The sequence below is a fragment of the Citrobacter amalonaticus genome (genome assembly GCF_002918555.1).
GTDB classification, from domain to species: Bacteria; Pseudomonadota; Gammaproteobacteria; order Enterobacterales; family Enterobacteriaceae; genus Citrobacter_C; species Citrobacter_C amalonaticus_A.
In genome coordinates, this window is the sequence record NZ_PQMB01000007.1 from 18337 (window position 1) to 35985 (window position 17649).

At 51.7% G+C, this 17649-nt stretch carries 16 protein-coding genes, 1 other RNA gene and 3 pseudogenes; 9 read left to right on the top strand and 11 right to left on the bottom strand.

Annotation, left to right across the window (positions count from 1 at the left end):
• Positions 1-718: 718 nt before the first annotated feature.
• The 4 genes and pseudogenes from C3432_RS28475 to C3432_RS28485 all read right to left on the bottom strand — a co-directional run.
• Positions 719-821, bottom strand: a pseudogene (locus tag C3432_RS28475) (recombinase family protein); the annotation flags it as partial.
• Positions 815-1024, bottom strand: a complete 210-nt coding sequence (locus C3432_RS28480; protein ID WP_103779614.1) for a bacteriocin immunity protein — start codon at positions 1022-1024, stop codon at positions 815-817. The pseudogene C3432_RS28475 and the gene C3432_RS28480, both read right to left, overlap by 7 nt.
• Positions 996-1253 carry a bacteriocin immunity protein gene (locus C3432_RS23920; protein ID WP_103779616.1) on the bottom strand — a complete coding sequence of 86 codons (258 nt, stop codon included), beginning with the start codon at positions 1251-1253 and terminating at the stop codon, positions 996-998. Before C3432_RS23920 ends, C3432_RS28480 begins: the two co-directional genes overlap by 29 nt.
• A gap of 1 nt (position 1254) precedes the next feature.
• Positions 1255-1341, bottom strand: a pseudogene (locus tag C3432_RS28485) (HNH endonuclease signature motif containing protein); the annotation flags it as partial.
• 100 nt (positions 1342-1441) lie between these two features.
• Between C3432_RS28485 and C3432_RS23930 the strand changes: the two are divergent.
• Positions 1442-1851, top strand: a pseudogene (locus C3432_RS23930) (transposase); the annotation flags it as partial.
• Between the two features lie 122 nt (positions 1852-1973).
• Here the strand turns inward: C3432_RS23930 and C3432_RS23935 are convergent.
• Complete coding sequence (locus tag C3432_RS23935) at positions 1974-2615, bottom strand: hypothetical protein (protein WP_103779618.1); 642 nt, start codon at positions 2613-2615, stop codon at positions 1974-1976.
• A gap of 324 nt (positions 2616-2939) precedes the next feature.
• Between C3432_RS23935 and C3432_RS23940 the strand changes: the two genes are divergently transcribed.
• The gene (locus C3432_RS23940) at positions 2940-3935 is read left to right on the top strand and encodes a hypothetical protein (protein ID WP_103779620.1); all 996 of its coding nucleotides are present in this window, start codon (positions 2940-2942) and stop codon (positions 3933-3935) included.
• A 356-nt stretch (positions 3936-4291) separates the two neighbouring features.
• Here C3432_RS23940 and rnpB read toward each other — a convergent pair.
• The 5 genes from rnpB to garP form a co-directional block, all read right to left on the bottom strand.
• Positions 4292-4668: RNase P RNA component class A (gene rnpB / locus C3432_RS23945), an RNA gene on the bottom strand.
• Between the two features lie 32 nt (positions 4669-4700).
• On the bottom strand, positions 4701-5846 hold the full coding sequence (gene garK / locus C3432_RS23950) for a glycerate 2-kinase (RefSeq protein ID WP_103779622.1): 1146 nt from the start codon (positions 5844-5846) through the stop codon (positions 4701-4703).
• A 97-nt stretch (positions 5847-5943) separates the two neighbouring features.
• Positions 5944-6834 (bottom strand): 2-hydroxy-3-oxopropionate reductase, encoded by an 891-nt coding sequence (gene garR, locus C3432_RS23955; RefSeq protein ID WP_103779624.1) that lies wholly within the window; start codon positions 6832-6834, stop codon positions 5944-5946.
• Between the two features lie 28 nt (positions 6835-6862).
• The gene (garL, locus tag C3432_RS23960) at positions 6863-7633 is read right to left on the bottom strand and encodes a 2-dehydro-3-deoxyglucarate aldolase (protein ID WP_103779626.1); all 771 of its coding nucleotides are present in this window, start codon (positions 7631-7633) and stop codon (positions 6863-6865) included.
• 15 nt (positions 7634-7648) lie between these two features.
• On the bottom strand, positions 7649-8983 hold the full coding sequence (garP, locus tag C3432_RS23965; protein WP_103779628.1) for a galactarate/glucarate/glycerate transporter GarP: 1335 nt from the start codon (positions 8981-8983) through the stop codon (positions 7649-7651).
• 525 nt (positions 8984-9508) lie between these two features.
• On the opposite strand from garP, the gene garD reads away from it, so the two are divergent.
• A complete protein-coding gene (gene garD / locus C3432_RS23975; protein WP_103779632.1) occupies positions 9509-11080 on the top strand; it encodes a galactarate dehydratase in 1572 nt (523 codons plus the stop codon).
• A 184-nt stretch (positions 11081-11264) separates the two neighbouring features.
• On the opposite strand, the gene C3432_RS23980 is transcribed toward garD, so the two are convergent.
• On the bottom strand, positions 11265-12068 hold the full coding sequence (locus C3432_RS23980; protein WP_103779634.1) for a DeoR family transcriptional regulator: 804 nt from the start codon (positions 12066-12068) through the stop codon (positions 11265-11267).
• Between the two features lie 250 nt (positions 12069-12318).
• Here C3432_RS23980 and kbaZ point away from each other — a divergent pair, with 250 nt between their 5' ends.
• The 6 genes from kbaZ to nagA are packed head-to-tail and all read left to right on the top strand — an operon-like array spanning position 12319 to position 17348.
• Entirely contained in the window at positions 12319-13614 is a 1296-nt protein-coding gene (gene kbaZ, locus C3432_RS23985; protein WP_181012976.1) for a tagatose-bisphosphate aldolase subunit KbaZ, read from the top strand.
• Positions 13615-13634: 20 nt separating this feature from the next.
• Positions 13635-14108 carry a PTS N-acetylgalactosamine transporter subunit IIB gene (gene agaV, locus C3432_RS23990; RefSeq protein WP_103779638.1) on the top strand — a complete coding sequence of 158 codons (474 nt, stop codon included), beginning with the start codon at positions 13635-13637 and terminating at the stop codon, positions 14106-14108.
• A gap of 10 nt (positions 14109-14118) precedes the next feature.
• The gene (gene agaW, locus C3432_RS23995; RefSeq protein ID WP_103779640.1) at positions 14119-14898 is read left to right on the top strand and encodes a PTS N-acetylgalactosamine transporter subunit IIC; all 780 of its coding nucleotides are present in this window, start codon (positions 14119-14121) and stop codon (positions 14896-14898) included.
• On the top strand, positions 14888-15766 hold the full coding sequence (agaE, locus tag C3432_RS24000; RefSeq protein ID WP_103779642.1) for a PTS N-acetylgalactosamine transporter subunit IID: 879 nt from the start codon (positions 14888-14890) through the stop codon (positions 15764-15766). Before agaW ends, agaE begins: the two co-directional genes overlap by 11 nt.
• Positions 15767-15783: 17 nt before the next feature.
• Positions 15784-16218, top strand: coding sequence for a PTS galactosamine/N-acetylgalactosamine transporter subunit IIA (agaF, locus tag C3432_RS24005; RefSeq protein WP_103779644.1), 435 nt, complete (start codon positions 15784-15786; stop codon positions 16216-16218).
• On the top strand, positions 16215-17348 hold the full coding sequence (gene nagA / locus C3432_RS24010; RefSeq protein WP_103779646.1) for an N-acetylglucosamine-6-phosphate deacetylase: 1134 nt from the start codon (positions 16215-16217) through the stop codon (positions 17346-17348). The genes agaF and nagA overlap by 4 nt, the downstream gene beginning before the upstream one ends.
• Positions 17349-17649 lie beyond the last annotated feature (301 nt).

The window sequence follows — 17649 nt, forward strand, 5'->3', positions numbered from 1 at the left end:
TGCATTAATTACTTTATTGACGGCCTGAAGTGTACCAAATTAAGAGAAAGAGGATATGTGCGACCACTCACAAATTACCTTCATTAACATTTTGTAAGATTATATTATAAATATAAATTTGTTATATATCATATAGTTAAATGAAACTAATCGCACCTTACTCTGATTTTAATCAAAAAAAATGGGGGGGATAACGATATTTTATGGCGATAACATCGCCACTTCATGATTTATTTTCAAAAACGATGAAAGACTATATTTCAAGCAATTACCGATCAATTAACAATCAAAAAGCGCCTTAAATTTAATGCGTAATTTATCAAATATAGTTACAAATGAATCATAATTATGGCTAAAGAATGGTACACATCACATTTTTACGGCTTATTTGTATGTAAAGAAACATTTACGCTATTAATATTCAAACCATTACGTACAAATGATTATCAATATCAACAATATATTAACAGCTTGTTTTTCCGAATTATCAGAGTGTAATTTTGAGATAGCGATCGTTTGCTTTTTCTTTCTTCTGAAATAAAAGCATAAAATAGCTTTTTGTGTTACTTATCACAAAACAGGAAATCTCTCAGCCATCGGGATGAATGACAAGGGGGAAAGGTGAGCAACGGTCAATCAGGTACGCATCAGCGAGAGGGCATGTTCGAGCACCGCTTTTGCGTTAATTCGGCCAAAGTCGATGGCATTGATGGCATCTGGCCATACCTTCGCGAATACGCAGTCGTACCAGATCCCCTGCAAACCCGGCAAAGGTAGCCAGCTACATTATTAAAGAACATCTTCCCCATCGGGTTCACAGGATTGTTGCGTCCGCAGCCGATTGAGGATAGTAAATTAGGTCTGAACCTTCAGGATGTTCAGTCAGTAGAATGAACAATTCTAAAAGATTGTCTTGATGGGCTTCAGTCCCTTGGCCGCCGATAATCTCGGCGATTAAGCTGATGAAATCGCTTTTTGTATAATCACTGAGCAATTTACTCACTACGGAAGCCGGGTTTATCATTGGCTTTACGCCACTCTTTGATTTCTTGAACAACCGCGATCGGACCACCTTTCCCTTCTTCTGGGTAATATATCAAATCAGAACCTGACGGATGTTCAGAAAGCCGCTCAAACTCTGCTACAGCAGCCATATGAGCCTTTTCAGATGGATAGGTATCGTTACAAATATCTTCAACAAAACTGAGGAACTCAGCTTCAGTAAAATCAGTGATTTCTTTATGCGTTACCATTTTATTTTCCTTGATGAATTTCGATGTGCTGCTTTGGTGTAGTGACACCCAAATTATCTACGTCATAAACTGCACCACCATTTCTGATCTCTTCGATATGATGAAGTTTGATCTCCTCCCTGAAAACAGTACCAGGCTAAACTGGAGTATCCGGTCTTTCTTTCGCCTGACAAAGAGGCCATCCAGCCATGAAAAAGACCCGTTATACCGAAGAACAGATAGCATTTGCCCTGAAACAGGCCGAAACTGGCACCCGCGTCGGGGAAGTATGCAGAAAGATGGGGATTTCTGAAGCCACTTTTTATAACTGGAAGAAGAAATTTGCCGGGCTGGGCGTGACGGAGCTGCGTCGTCTGCGCCAGCTGGAGGATGAAAATCAGCGGCTCAAGAAACTGGTCGCCGATCTGAGTCTGGACAAGGAGATGCTGCAGGAGGTACTGAAGCAAAAGTTCTGAGGCCGGCTCAGAAGCGCCAGGCGGTGCATTTTCTGCGGGAGGCTTACCGTATCAGCGTTCGCCGGGGATGCGGACTGTTGATGCAGAGCCGAACGGTGTACCACTGGCAGAGTCGGCGTGATGACAGGGCAATAGTCGAAAAATATCACAGCCGTATTCTCAGCACGGCCTAGCTGGCTTACATCGCTTGCATCCCAACCAGCGGATCTTTAGCAAATATCTGCAAGGTAGGGCTGATGGCTGTAGTGAACAATCTACAAACTCATTACGTGAGAGGGCAAAGTATTTCTGACAAAAAAGGGAATTGATAAAGACAAGCGGTTTCGATTTGTCGCCTAAGCTCTGCTTCATCATCGGTATGCCGACCAAGGCTCAGATAGTAATTTTTACCTTCATGGATAGCATAGATAATCCAGTGCCCAGTGATTTTCTGTTCGTTGGAACGCCGCAACCAATTTTCCCTTACAGCCTCATGGGCGATCAGAGCTGCATCTTCAGCTGTAAAATACCGTTCCTCACCTGATTTCATGACTTTTTCAACCTCTGCTTCTAATCGAGGTAAACCGTAATTTTTCAGTGCAATTTGTATATTCCGGGCCATAACATCTACACCAGCACCGTGATAGTGCTTATGCCATAGTCCCCGAAGATAAGGTTTTCGGTTAAACATTGTCGGTGGTTTGGTTCTGCTTTCACCTCGTAAGGGATTGCCCTCCAGGCAAGAAATTTCATCAACAATAATGAACGGGTTTTCGCTTCTGGACATGAAAGAACCGTAAAGCTGCAAAATCATCAATCCGCTAATTCTGGTAAGCATTTCTTCCTTTATTCCGAAGCGAAGAACGGTGTTTATTATTTCTTCAGTCTTATCTTCATCGCCGCTCATAAAACGGTGGGGATTGTTCATTGATGATGCACCTCAGTTCAGCGTGGCAGGCACATGCTACCACGCAAACTTGGGAGCAAGTAGTTGGTACATTAGGTAAGCGGCGCTTGAACTAGATTTGAGTCTGCCAACGATTAAGCGTAATTGGAATACTTAAAGATAAACAGCCTGAATTGCAGAATAAAACATTAAATATCATATGCTTGAATTACTTACCATTGTCTTACTGAGATGTTTATTTAAATTCGTTTTGCATATAAAAACATCATTGATCAGATGGTTATTGAGTTGTATATTTGTACAGGCTGGACACTAAAACAGGTTATTAATAACTAAGGTGGGTAAATGGCTGAACAGTCTGAGTTTTTTTCCAGTTTCTTCGATATTGAAAAGCGTCCGCGCTTCTCCTCTGAATGTGAAATCAGTCCTGAAAACTTCAAAACGCTAGTTGGTGAGTACCGATTGGATGAAGATGTCATTTGCCAAGTCAAAGGCCACAAAGGAATTTGCCATCAAAAGCATAGAAGCGGCTGGTTAGGGGTAACCAATGATGGGCAAGAAGTTCTAATCGGCGGTCACTGTGCCCGTAACTATTTCAAAGCGGATAAATCATTTGCACTCGAACGAAAGCGTGTTCGAAAAGAAATTGATAGAAAGATCGCCTTGTATAAGTTGGAAGAGTACAGAAAAAATAAAATGAGCATCGGTGATGAGCTGTCCTGCTTGCGACAAGAAATCATTGATACCCGAGTAAAACTCGACCAAGTTCACAAGCATTTTCCAAATGCGGTCCTTATTTTTATCGAAAGCGCTCAGAGAACTAAAAACTGGGAGCTGAAAGTCGATGTGCAAGAAGGATACGCCGATGATGGCGAAGCTAAATGGGTGCCAGGTACATTGGGTAAAGTAAAGGCATTGCCATATAGCTATGAAATCATTGGATTAATGAATAAAGTGAAAGTTCTGTCGGCTACGTATGACGAGGCGTGCCAGATCAATCCTGAAGATGTCAAAACACCAAAATTAAAAAAGATAATCGAAATTCTTAATGAAAAAGAAGAGATTAAGAAAACCAGCTCAGCTCTACACAGAGATGTTTTTGCCTTCGTTGAGCCAAGGAGTCTGGAAACTTTAATCTACGCATGTGATGACTACGACGAGGAGTTCCTTGCAGCTAGGGCAATCATGGCTATCACTGGTGCGAAAGTATCAAGTGAAGGGCATATCAATCTTCGGCTGAGACGGATAAAGGAACGTATAGAGAAACAGTTTGACGGCAAACTTGTCAGAAAAAACCAGATTTCCGACAGATTCCAGCGTCGAAACGCTTTCGTGGGTTAGACCCCCTCTCGCTAATTTTTATAATAGCCTCGCTATATGCGGGGCTTTTTTTTGCGTGTATTTCGGGTATTTGATACGGGAAAGTATCCGATGGTCTCACAAATAGGGAGCATATGCGCGCCCTATCCTACCCAGTCTGAAGAGCGATATTTACGGGCTAAGACGAGAAATGATAAACCGGCAACGACGAGGGCTATCAGTACCCAAAGAACAGCGAAAAAACTGGTGTTTAGAAAGGTGAAAGTAGACATAGTAAATGTCGTTGCGGCAGAGCGTATGAGGGATGTTGCAACCGTTGGTGTATCCCGTTTATGCTTTTGAGCACCTGAGATACACCAACGTATTGTTTTAGAAGAAGTTGAAGCTGACCGATAAGCCGGGTTCTGTCGTGGACAGTCATTCATCTAGGCCAGCAATCGCTCACTGGCTCAAGCAGCCTACCCGGGTTCAGTACGGGCCGTACCTTATGAACCCCTATTTGGCCTTGCTCCGGGTGGAGTTTACCGTGCCACGGACTGTTACCAGCCGCGCGGTGCGCTCTTACCGCACCCTTTCACCCTTACCTGATCCCACTTGCGTGGGCCATCGGCGGTTTGCTCTCTGTTGCACTGGTCGTGGGTTTCCCCCCCAGGCGTTACCTGGCACCCTGCCCTATGGAGCCCGGACTTTCCTCCCCTCCGCCCGTCTCCCCCGAAAAGGACGACGACGAAGCGGCGACTGTCTGGTCAGCTTCGGCGCGAAGTATAGAGGGTTCGCGCGCCTTTGTCACCCTGCACTGCGCATTCCAACCGCCAGCGTTGCCGCAATGTTCCGTGATGCCCGATAAATATTATCAAATGCCCCCCGGAAGGCCTCCTCCAGCGTACCAATGCTGGTCAACACGCTGAATACCGCATCAATACCATACTGATGCACCACGCCCACATCGCGCGTCAGGCTGCCGGCAATACCAATCACCGGCTTATGGTATTTTTTCGCAACGCTCGCCACGCCGACCGGTACTTTGCCATGAATACTCTGACTGTCGATACGCCCTTCGCCGGTAACCACCAGCGTGCAGTCATGAATATGTTCTTCCAGATTCAGCGCGGTGGTAACAATCTCAATTCCGCTGCGCAATTCGGCATTGAGAAACGCCATTAACGCCGCCCCCATCCCCCCCGCCGCGCCAGCGCCGGGGACATCTCTCACATCCACCCGCAGTGATTTTTTAATCACATCGGCATAGTGAGCAAGGTTGCTGTCCAGCTCCACAATCAACGCTTCTGTCGCCCCCTTCTGAGGCCCAAAGATGCGCGATGCGCCTTTTTCACCGACCAGCGGGTTAGTGACATCACAGGCAACACGAATAGAGCAGCCCTTCAGACGCGGATCCAGACCAGAGATATCTATCGCGTTCAGGCCGCTCAGACTGCCGCCCCCGTAACCGATCTCAGCTCCGTTTGCATCACTAAGTCTGGCTCCCAGCGCCTGCATCATGCCCGCTCCACCGTCATTGGTCGCACTGCCGCCAATGCCGATAATAATGCTTCTCGCCCCGCTTTCCAGCGCCTGCAAAATGAGTTCCCCGGTACCGCGCGAAGTCGTTACCAATGGGTTACGTTTTTCAGGGGGAACGAGTGCCAGGCCGCTGGCTGCCGCCATTTCAATAAAAGCAGTTTTACCATCCCCAGACATGCCCCAGGTGGCATTCACTTTTTCCCCTAACGGTCCGGTAACCAGAGCGGTATATTCAGTCCCCTGCGTGGCGGCAATCATTGCTTCAACCGTCCCCTCACCGCCATCAGCGACCGGAACAGAAACATATTGAGCATCGGGGAAGATTTCCCGAAATCCTTTTTCTATCGCCCGAGCAACCTCGGTGGCAGAAAGGCTTTCTTTATAAGAGTCTGGGGCAATTACGATTTTCATAGTGATAGCCTGTTACTGCACAACGCCGGATGGCACTTTACTTATCCGGCATGGAATCCCGGCCCGGACCGCTATACGCCATCCGGGCAGGACGTCATTAACGAGTGACTTCTACTTTCGCCAGTTTTTCGTAGTAGCAAGCAAGCGCGCTATGATCGGCCGTACCTAGCCCATCTGCACGCAACGCCTGCATCATCTCCATTACCGCCGCGGTCAGCGGCAGCTGCGCGCCTACACCGTGAGAGGTGTCCAGCGCATTCGCCAGATCTTTGATATGCAGGTCGATACGGAAACCAGGCTTGAAGTTCCGATCCATCACCATCGGCGCTTTCGCATCCAGCACGGTGCTGCCCGCCAGGCCGCCACGAATCGCCTGATAGACCAAATCCGGATTAACACCGGCTTTGGTTGCCAGGGTCAGCGCTTCAGACATTGCGGCAATGTTCAGCGCTACAATCACCTGGTTCGCCAGCTTAGTCACGTTGCCCGCGCCAATGTCACCGGTATGAACCACGGAGCCTGCCATCGCTTTTAGCAGATCGTAGTACTTGTCAAAAATTGCCTTATCGCCGCCAACCATCACCGACAGCGTCCCGTCAATCGCTTTGGGTTCGCCACCGCTGACCGGCGCGTCCAGCATATCAATGCCTTTCGCTTTCAGCGCTTCGCTGATTTCACGGCTTGCCAACGGAGCAATGGAGCTCATGTCGATCAGCACCGTGCCCGGTTTCGCGCCTTCAATAATGCCGCCTTCGCCCAGCGCGACCTCTTTAACATGCGGGGAGTTCGGCAACATTGTGATGATGACATCACACTGCCCGGCAATCGCCTTCGCCGTGGTCGCGGTTTCTGCGCCTGCAGCAATAACGTCAGCAATCGCTTCAGGGTTACGGTCAGAAACCACCAGCGAGTAGCCTGCTTTCAGGAGGTTTTTACTCATTGGTTTACCCATGATGCCCAGGCCAATAAAACCAACTTTCATAGTCATAACGATCTCTCTCTTTTTTCGATGGTGGTTATTTTTTAAAGGAATCAGCCAGCTTCAGCGTGGCGGAACGGAACACGCCCAGATCGCTGCCTACGGCGACGAACGTTGCGCCCCACTCCAGGTAACGGCGCGCATCGGCCTCAACCGGTGCCAGAATCCCGCAGGGTTTACCGTGCGCTTTCGCCCTGGCAAAGATGTGTCCAATGGCTTTCTGTACGTCAGGATGTGACGCATTCCCCAGATGGCCTAATGCCGCAGCCAGGTCGCTCGGGCCGACGAATATCCCATCCACACCGTCGGTCGCGGCAATCGCATCAACATTGTCGACGCCCTGCTGGCTTTCGATCTGCACGATAATGGTGATGTTCTTGTTCGACTGGGCGAAATAATCCGGCACGGTGCCAAACATGTTGGCGCGATGGGAGACAGAAACTCCGCGAATACCTTCCGGCGGATAGCGCGTTGAGGCGACCGCGTTCATCGCCTCTTCTTGTGTTTCAACAAACGGGATCAGGAAGTTATAGAAACCGATATCCAGCAGACGCTTGATAATGACCGGCTCGTTGGTCGGCACACGCACTACCGGCGCGCTGGCGCTGCCTTTGAGCGCCATCAGCTGCGGGATAAAGGTAGAGACGTCGTTCGGCGCATGTTCGCCATCCAGCACCAGCCAGTCGAACCCCGCCAGGCCTAACACCTCCGTACTGATGGGGCTTGCCAGCGCAGACCAGCAGCCAATCTGAACCTGTTTCGCTGCCAGCGCAGCTTTAAATTTATTCGGGAAAATATCGTTATTCATCACTTATACCTTTGCTTATTTCTGCAATTCCATACGTTTGATGTCACCGACCACGAAGAGGTAGCACACCATCGCCATCAGCGCCGAACAACCCACAAAGATCAGTGCCGCATTGAAAGAGTGAAGCTCACTAACCAGATACCCAATGACCAGCGGAGTCACAATCGAAGCCACGTTACCGAAGACGTTAAACACGCCACCACACAGCCCAACAATCTCTTTCGGCGCAGTATCAGAAATCACCGGCCAACCCAGGGCGCCAAAACCTTTACCAAAGAACGCCAGCGCCATCAGCGCCACCACCAGCACGGTGTTATCGGTGTAGTTACACAGAATAATGGTCGACGCCAGCAGCATCCCCACCACAATGGGCAGCTTACGCGCCAGCGTGATGGAATAACCACGCTTAATCAGAAAATCAGAGAACACCCCACCCAGTACTCCGCCAGCAAAACCGCACAGCGCCGGGATCGAAGCCACCAGACCTACCTTCAGAATTGACATCCCCTTTTCCTGTACCAGGTAAATGGGAAACCAGGTCAGAAAGAACCAGGTGATGGTGTTGATAAAATACTGTCCGAAGAACACGCCCAGCATCATGCGGTTGGTCAACAGCTGCTTGATGTAGTGAAGTTTTGGCCCACTGGCTGCTGTACTCCCCGGTTTTTTATGGTCCATATCGACCACCGCGCCGTTCTCAGAAATGAACTTCAGCTCTTCAGCGGACATACGTGGGTGATCGGTCGGGTTATGAATCAATTTCACCCACAGGCCGGTCAGCACAAAACCAATCACGCCCATAACGGTAAACACATGCTCCCAACCCCAGGCGAAGGTTAACCAGCCCAGTAACGGCGAGAACAGCGCCAAAGAGAAGTACTGGGCTGAGTTAAAGATTGCCGATGCAGTGCCGCGCTCTTTGGTTGGAAACCAGGCCGCCACAATACGGGCGTTAGCCGGGAAGGAAGGCGCTTCTGAAAAGCCCAGCATAAAGCGCATACAGAACATCGAGACACCCGCCCAGGCCAGCGGGAACATATCGACAAAGCCCTGCAGGAAGGTGAACAATGACCAGAAGAAGAGGCTATAAGTGTAGACTTTCTTCGAACCAAACTTATCGAGCAGCCAGCCACCGGGGATTTGCATCAGCAAATAGGCCCAGCCGAAGGCGGAAAAGATATAACCCATTGAAACGGCGCTTAGCTGTAGCTCTTTTGCCACTTCAGTACCGGCGATGGATAGCGTCGCCCGATCCGCATAGTTAACGGCTGTCACAATAAAAATGATCAGCAATATTAAATATCGAGTATGCGTACCCTTTGTTTTCTCTTCAACCGTATCCAGTATCATTTTATTTACCTCAGGCACCAGAAAATAATATTCTTGTTATTATTTACAGCATAAAAAACAGAATGTTCGTTATTAAAAAATAACGGATAAGATGTCATAATTTCGTGATTCAGTATAATCAGCCTGAAGTCATCAGGCATTGTGCGGATGCTCATTAAAGAAATTTATTTTCAACTTCATTTCAGGCATATGCACATAATACTGGGCGTTGATGCACATATTTACGCTTTAACCGCCCCTGTGGACGGGCCTTCATGACAAGGAGTGATCTTGATCACATTCTTGTTTTTCATCTCCTGACATTCTTATTTCACTGCATGAATTCACTATTTTTATAATTAGATAAATTAGAGACTGACCCACCTGGCGTAATTGGCGCAGGCAGTTTGAACACGGACAGCCCGCAGCAGCCGGAGCGTACACGGAGTACGTGAGGATGGCGAGCATTGCCCAGGTTCAAATGGCAAGTAAAATAGCCTATGGGCCAGGATCTTAATATCATCCCCGCCTGGAGAATACTGAACAATGGCCGACATCGAAATAAGACAAGAATCGCCAACGGCGTTTTATATTAAAGTACACGACACCGATAATGTGGCGATTATTGTTAATGACAATGGTCTGAAAGCCGGGACCCGTTTCCCGGATGGACTGGAGTTAATTGAACATATTCCCCAGGGCCATAAAGTGGCGCTGGTCGAAATTCCCGTTCACGGAGAAATCATCCGTTACGGTGAAGTAATCGGCTATGCCGTTCGCGACATTCCGCGCGGCAGCTGGATTGACGAGTCCATGGTTGAACTGCCGAAAGCGCCGCCGCTGAACACGCTGCCGCTGGCGACCCGCGTACCTGAGCCACTACCACCGCTGGAAGGTTATACCTTTGAAGGCTATCGTAACGCTGACGGCAGCGTTGGCACCAAGAACCTGCTTGGCATCACCACCAGCGTGCACTGCGTGGCGGGCGTGGTGGATTATGTGGTGAAAATCATTGAGCGAGATCTGCTGCCTGAATACCCGAACGTGGACGGCGTGGTAGGTCTGAACCACCTGTACGGCTGCGGCGTGGCGATCAACGCCCCGGCGGCCGTTGTCCCGATTCGCACCATTCATAACATTTCGCTGAATCCGAACTTTGGCGGTGAAGTCATGGTCATCGGCCTCGGCTGCGAGAAACTTCAGCCGGAACGCCTGCTGGAGGGCACGGCAGATGTGCAGAGTATTCCGGTGGACAGCGCCAGCATTGTGAGCCTGCAGGACGAAAAACACGTTGGTTTTAAATCGATGGTTGATGACATTCTGCAGGTTGCCAAACGTCATCTGGAAAAACTCAATCAGCGCCAGCGTGAGACATGCCCGGCGTCTGAACTGGTGGTCGGCATGCAGTGCGGCGGCAGCGACGCGTTTTCTGGCGTCACGGCTAATCCGGCTGTCGGTTATGCCTCAGATCTGTTAGTGCGCTGCGGGGCAACCGTGATGTTCTCGGAAGTCACCGAAGTCCGCGATGCCATCCATCTCCTCACGCCACGCACCGTAAACGAAGAGGTGGGGAAACGTCTGCTGGAAGAGATGGCCTGGTACGATAACTATCTCGACATGGGGAAAACCGATCGCAGCGCCAACCCTTCTCCAGGCAACAAGAAAGGTGGTCTGGCGAATGTGGTGGAAAAAGCATTGGGTTCCATCGCTAAATCCGGGAAGAGCGCCATTGTTGAAGTACTTTCTCCGGGTCAGCGCCCCACGAAGCGTGGGCTGATTTACGCCGCCACGCCAGCCAGCGATTTTGTTTGCGGCACCCAGCAGGTAGCTTCCGGGATCACGGTACAGGTGTTTACCACCGGTCGCGGCACACCGTATGGTCTGATGGCAGTACCGGTTATTAAGATGGCAACGCGTACCGAGCTGGCCAACCGCTGGTATGACTTAATGGATATCAACGCCGGAACCATTGCGACCGGGGAAGAGACGATTGAAGACGTGGGTCTGAAGCTGTTTGAATTTATTCTGGAGGTCGCCAGCGGGCGTAAGAAAACCTTCTCAGACCAATGGGGTTTGCATAATCAGCTGGCCGTGTTTAACCCGGCGCCGGTGACCTGATTTTCCCTGTCTCAATAACGAAAGCGGGTTCGTGATAAAACCCGCTGACTTTTTCTTTTTATTCAGAACAAAATCATATTGTTGAATTACTTATACTCTCAATAATTCGAGTCGCGGGACAAAAAGGCGCAGTGGCTTTGAACAGCGCTTGCGCTGGCCCCGGCCAGCCTTACCCGATGAGCATTCACACAATAACCACCTCAACGCCACTCCGATGTAACTCTTTCAGGCTCTCTTCCGGAATACCTTCATCGACGATGATGGTATGAATGCGCTGAGTATCAATGATTTTGTGCAGGCTTGAGCGGTTAAATTTGCTGGAATCGGTGACCACGATTATCCGCTCCGCCACTTCACACATCCGACGATTCAGCCTGGCTTCGTCCTCATTATGCGTACTGACGCCGCGCTCTAAATCAATCGCATCGACGCCGAGAAATAGCATGTCGAAGTGATAATTCTGTAAAGATTGCTCCGCCTGATCGCCATAAAATGACTGCGACTGACGGCGCAGATGCCCGCCGGTCATGAGCAACTCAACGCCTTCCGCCTCCAGCAACGCATTGGCAACGTTCATACCGTTGGTCATGGCAATCACATCGGTATGCTGACGCAGCAGACGGGCAATCTCATACGTCGTGGTGCCGGAATCGAGAATCACGCGATGTCCCGATTTGATAAGCTCGACGGCGGCGCTGGCGATACGCCGTTTCACCGCCGTATTCAGCGCGCTTTTGTCTTCAACAGAAGGTTCCACGCCTGGTGTATTACTGTCGCAAATTAATGCGCCACCGTATGCCCGAACGGCGATCCCCTGCTTTTCCAGGAACGCCAGATCGTTACGGATCGTCACCGTGGAAACGCCGAACAACCCCGAGAGATCGTTCACCTGCACGCTTCCCTGCTGACGCAACCGCTGGATGATCTGCTCGCGTCTTTCGCTGGTTCCGGACACCCGCTTATCTGCAGAAGGGTCGGTGTTGCTCATAAGAAATCCTTTGATTAATTCTTTCGTTTCATTTCGTTTTGTCTATTAACGCCTTTCTTTTGTCGGAATGCAAGTCCCATAATGCGGGCCGCAGCCCCTGAATTCACCATAAAACACTTTCATTACGTTTCTTTTGTGAAACAGATCGGAAAACTATTATCTTTCGTTTTATTTTTACAAGACCATGATGCAGTATCAAATGAAACAAAACGAAAGATTGGCATCACGATTATCTGATCTGGAGAGGAAAGTGAAACATCTGATCAATAGGGTTGAGCAGCATAAACGCGGCGAAGCAATCGGGATTTATGCCGTTTGTTCCGCACATCCACTGGTACTGGAATCGGCAATACGCTACGCCCACGCCAACCGCACACCGCTGCTGATTGAGGCAACGTCGAATCAGGTTGACCAGTTTGGCGGCTATACCGGTATGACCCCCGCCGATTTTCGCCGCTTCGTCTGTCAACTCGCCGACACGCTTGATTTTCCCCAGGAGCAACTGATTCTGGGCGGGGACCATCTGGGTCCTAACCGCTGGCAGCATCTGCCCGCTGCGCAGGCCATGGCCAATGCGGACGATTTGATCAAAAGCTACGTGACCGCCGGATTTAAAAAGATCCACCTTGATTGCAGCATGTCCTGTCAGGGCGATCCGGTTCCATTAACCGACACCATCGTCGCCGGACGCGCCGCACGTCTGGCGAAAATTGCCGAAGAAACCTGCGTGGCACAGTTTGGCGAAGCGGATCTCGTCTACGTCATTGGCACCGAAGTGCCAGTGCCTGGCGGCGCTCATGAGACGTTAACCGGGCTGGCGATCACCACGCCCGATGCGGCCCGCGCCACGCTGGAAGCGCACCGCCATGCCTTTGAAAAACAAGGTGTAAGCGCCATCTGGCCTCGCATCATCGCGCTGGTCGTGCAACCCGGCGTTGAATTTGACCACACTCACATCATTGATTATCAGCCGCAGAAAGCCGTCGCCCTGAGCAAAATGGTTGAAGCCTATGACACGCTGGTATTTGAAGCGCACTCCACGGATTACCAGACTCCGCAGTCCCTGCGTCAGTTAGTCAGAGATCACTTCGCCATCCTGAAAGTCGGCCCGGCCCTGACTTTCGCCCTGCGCGAAGCGCTGTTCTCACTGGCCGCCATTGAAGAGGAGTTACTGCCAGCCAAAGCCAGCTCCGGCCTGCGCCAGGTGCTGGAAAACGTGATGCTCGATCGCCCGGAATACTGGCAAAGCCACTACCACGGCGATGGCAACGCACGCCGCCTCGCGCGCGGCTATAGCTACTCTGACCGCGTGCGCTATTACTGGCCGGACAGCCAGATTGATGACGCCTTTGCGCGACTGGTACGCAACCTGGCAGACGAACCAGTCCCGCTGCCGCTGATCAGCCAGTATCTGCCGTTGCAGTACAGCAAAGTTCGCGAGGGGGCTCTCAAGTCAACGCCGCGGGCGCTCATCATCGACCACATTCAGGACATACTTCAGCAGTACCACGCCGCCTGCGAAGGCCTGAGAACTCAAAATGCATAATTAAAAAAGAGGAAAACGCTATGCCAAACATTGTATTAAGCCGCATCGACGAAAGGCTCATTCACGGTCAGGTCGGCGTGCAGTGGGTCGGATTTGCGGGGGCAAATCTGGTGCTGGTCGCCAACGATGAAGTGGCGGAAGACACCGTCCAGCAGAACCTGATGGAGATGGTGCTGGCAGAAGGGATTGCCGTGCGCTTCTGGTCGCTACAAAAAGTGATCGACAACATCCACCGCGCCGCAGACCGGCAGAAAATTTTACTGGTATGCAGAACGCCGGCCGATTTCCTCAGGCTGGTTGAAGGCGGCGTTCCCGTCACGCGCATTAACGTAGGAAACATGCACTTCGCCGAAGGTAAACAACAAATTGCCAAAACGGTTTCTGTCGACGCGAACGATATCAGTGCGTTTAACGGCCTGAAGGCCGCCGGGGTGGAATGCTTCGTTCAGGGCGTTCCGACAGAACCTGCTTTGGATCTCTTTAAACTGCTCTGAGGGATTCATAATGGAAATCAGTCTGTTGCAGGCATTTGCGTTGGGCATTCTCGCCTTTATCGCAGGCCTGGATATGTTTAACGGGTTAACACACATGCACCGCCCGGTGGTGCTCGGACCGCTGGTCGGTCTGATTCTGGGCGACTTACACACCGGTATTTTGACCGGCGGTACGTTAGAGCTGGTCTGGATGGGGCTGGCGCCGCTGGCGGGCGCACAGCCGCCGAACGTCATTATCGGCACCATTGTCGGCACCGCCTTTGCCATCAGCACGGGCGTGAAGCCTGATGTCGCCGTGGGCGTCGCCGTCCCGTTTGCCGTCGCAGTGCAAATGGGCATTACCTTCCTGTTCTCCGTCATGTCCGGCGTGATGTCCCGCTGCGATCGCATGGCGGCCAACGCCGATACCAACGGTATTGAACGGGTCAACTATCTGGCGCTACTGGCGCTCGGTACCTTCTATTTTCTGTGCGCGTTCCTGCCGATCTACTTCGGCGCTGAACACGCGAAAACCGCGATTGATGTCCTGCCGGAACGTCTGATCGACGGTCTGGGCGTCGCGGGCGGCATCATGCCAGCGATCGGCTTCGCCGTGCTGCTGAAGATCATGATGAAAAACGTCTACATCCCTTATTTCATTATCGGTTTTGTGGCCGCAGCCTGGCTCAAGCTTCCGGTGCTGGCTATTGCCGCCGCTGCGCTGGCAATGGCGCTGATCGACCTGCTGCGTAAATCTCCGGAACCCACTCAACCTGCGGCACAAAAAGAGGAATTCGAAGATGGCATCTAATCAACAGACTCTGCCGAATGTGTCCGACAATGAAGAAACGCTGCTCACCGGCGTGAACGAAAACGTCTATGAAGATCAGCGTATTGGCGCAGAGCTAACCAAAAAGGATATCAACCGCGTGGCCTGGCGTTCCATGCTGTTGCAGGCTTCGTTTAACTACGAACGTATGCAGGCATCCGGCTGGCTGTACGGTCTGCTGCCCGCGCTGAAAAAGATCCATACCAACAAACGCGATCTGGCGCGCGCCATGAAAGGCCATATGGGCTTCTTCAACACTCACCCGTTCCTGGTGACGTTTGTTGTCGGCATCATTCTGGCAATGGAGCGCTCCAAGCAGGATGTAAACAGCATTCAGAGCACCAAAATTGCCGTGGGCGCCCCGCTCGGCGGGATTGGTGATGCCATGTTCTGGCTGACGCTACTCCCCATTTGCGGCGGCATCGGGGCCAGTCTGGCGCTGCAAGGCTCTATCCTGGGTGCAGTGGTCTTTATTGTGCTGTTTAACGTGGTGCATCTCGGGCTGCGTTTTGGCCTTGCGCACTATGCGTATCGCATGGGCGTCGCGGCCATTCCGCTGATTAAAGCCAACACCAAAAAGGTCGGTCACGCGGCGTCTGTCATCGGGATGACGGTTATTGGCGCGCTGGTGGCAACCTATGTCCGCCTGAACACCACGCTCGAAATCAAAGCCGGTGATGCGGTCGTCAAACTCCAGGCTGACGTTATCGACAAGCTGATGCCCGCGTTTTTACCGCTGGTCTATACCCTGACCATGTTCTGGCTGGTACGCCGCGGCTGGAGTCCACTGCGCCTCATCGGTATCACTGTGGTTCTGGGCGTAGTCGGTAAGTTCTGCCACTTCCTGTAAAGCAAAAGAGGTCTGAGATGTTAGGTATTATTTTGACGGGGCATGGTGGATTTGCCAGCGGAATGGAAAAAGCGATGAAGCAGATCCTTGGCGAGCAGTCGCAGTTTATCGCTATCGACTTTCCGGAGACCTCCACCACGGCGCTGCTCACCTCACAGCTGGAGCAGGCAGTTGCAGAGCTGGACGATGAGGAAGGTCTCATCTTTCTGACCGATTTGCTCGGCGGCACGCCGTTTCGCGTTGCGTCGACGCTGGCGATGCAAAAACCGGGACGCGAGGTGATCACCGGCACCAACCTGCAGCTACTGCTGGAAATGGTGCTGGATCGCGACGAACTCAACAGCGAAGCGTTTCGCGTGCAGGCACTGGAGTGCGGGCATCGCGGCCTGACCAGTCTGGTCGACGAGCTGGGGCGCTGTCGGGAAGAGAACCCCATTGAGGAAGGGATATGACGCAAATTCTGCGGGCCAGACGTCTGCTGACAGAAGAGGGCTGGCTGGACGATCGCCAACTGCGTATTGAAGATGGCGTCATTACTGCGATAGAGCCTGTTCCGGCGGGAGTTGCCCCACGCGATGCCGAGCTGCTGTGTCCTGCTTATATCGATATGCACGTCCACGGCGGCGCAGGTGTTGATGTGATGGACGACGCACCGGATGCGCTCGATAAACTGGCGATGCATAAAGCGCGTGAAGGGGTCGCCGGCTGGCTCCCCACCACCGTCACCGCGCCGTTGAAAACGATTCACCACGCGCTGGAACGCATAGCGCAACGCTGCTATTCCGGCGGGCCAGGCGCGCAGGTGTTGGGAAGTTATCTGGAAGGCCCGTACTTCACCCCGCAGAACAAAGGGGCGCATCCCCCGGAACTGTTCCGGGATCTGAATCTTGCTGAACTGGATGAGCTGATAGCCATCTCCCGGCATACCCTGCGCGTGGTCGCTCTGGCACCGGAAAAGCCCGGCGCATTACAGGCGATTAGGCATCTGAAACAACAGGACGTGCGGGTGATGCTGGGGCATAGCGCGGCGTCCTGGGAGCAAACCCGTGCCGCCTTTGACGCAGGCGCTGACGGGTTAGTGCACTGCTATAACGGCATGACCGGTTTGCATCATCGGGAGCCGGGGATGGTCGGCGCGGGATTAACCGATCCGCGCGCATGGCTGGAACTTATCGCCGACGGTCATCACGTTCATCCCGCAGCCATGAAGCTCTGCTGCTGCTGTGCAAAAGACAGGGTGGTGCTGATCACCGATGCGATGCAGGCAGCCGGAATGCCCGACGGGGGCTACACGTTATGCGGCGAAAAGGTGGAGATGCGCGGCGGTATCGTGCGAACCGCTGCCGGCGGCCTGGCGGGCAGTACACTATCGGTCGATGCGGCGGTGCGTAATATGGTCGAACTCACCGGGATCGCCCCGGAAGAAGCGATCCATATGGCTTCGCTACATCCGGCTCGCCTGCTGGGGATCGATCGTCAGCTGGGATCGTTAAGCACGGGCAAGCGCGCCAACATCATCGCTCTCGATAGCGGGCTTCATTTACAGCAGATCTGGATTCAGGGCCAGGCCCTCCCCCTGTAGCCCTTTCATTGCGCGTCATACTGGCCTTCGGTTAGCCGTCGCAAGGCCTTTCTTTTCCTTTCGTTTAAGAAAATCCTCACCTTCCTTCCTGCAACGCTATTCTCTACAGATCAACGAGATAGAAAACATTTTCCCTTCATTGCTCACAAATTTCGTTTTATTTCATTTTGCATCATTGAACTTTCGTTTTCTTTGCTATAAATTTTAATCAATCGAACATATGAACAAGTGAAACGAAACGAAAGATAGCGACATTTTGCCAGCGTCTGATGTGGAATTCACAAGACTAAGGACTTACGTT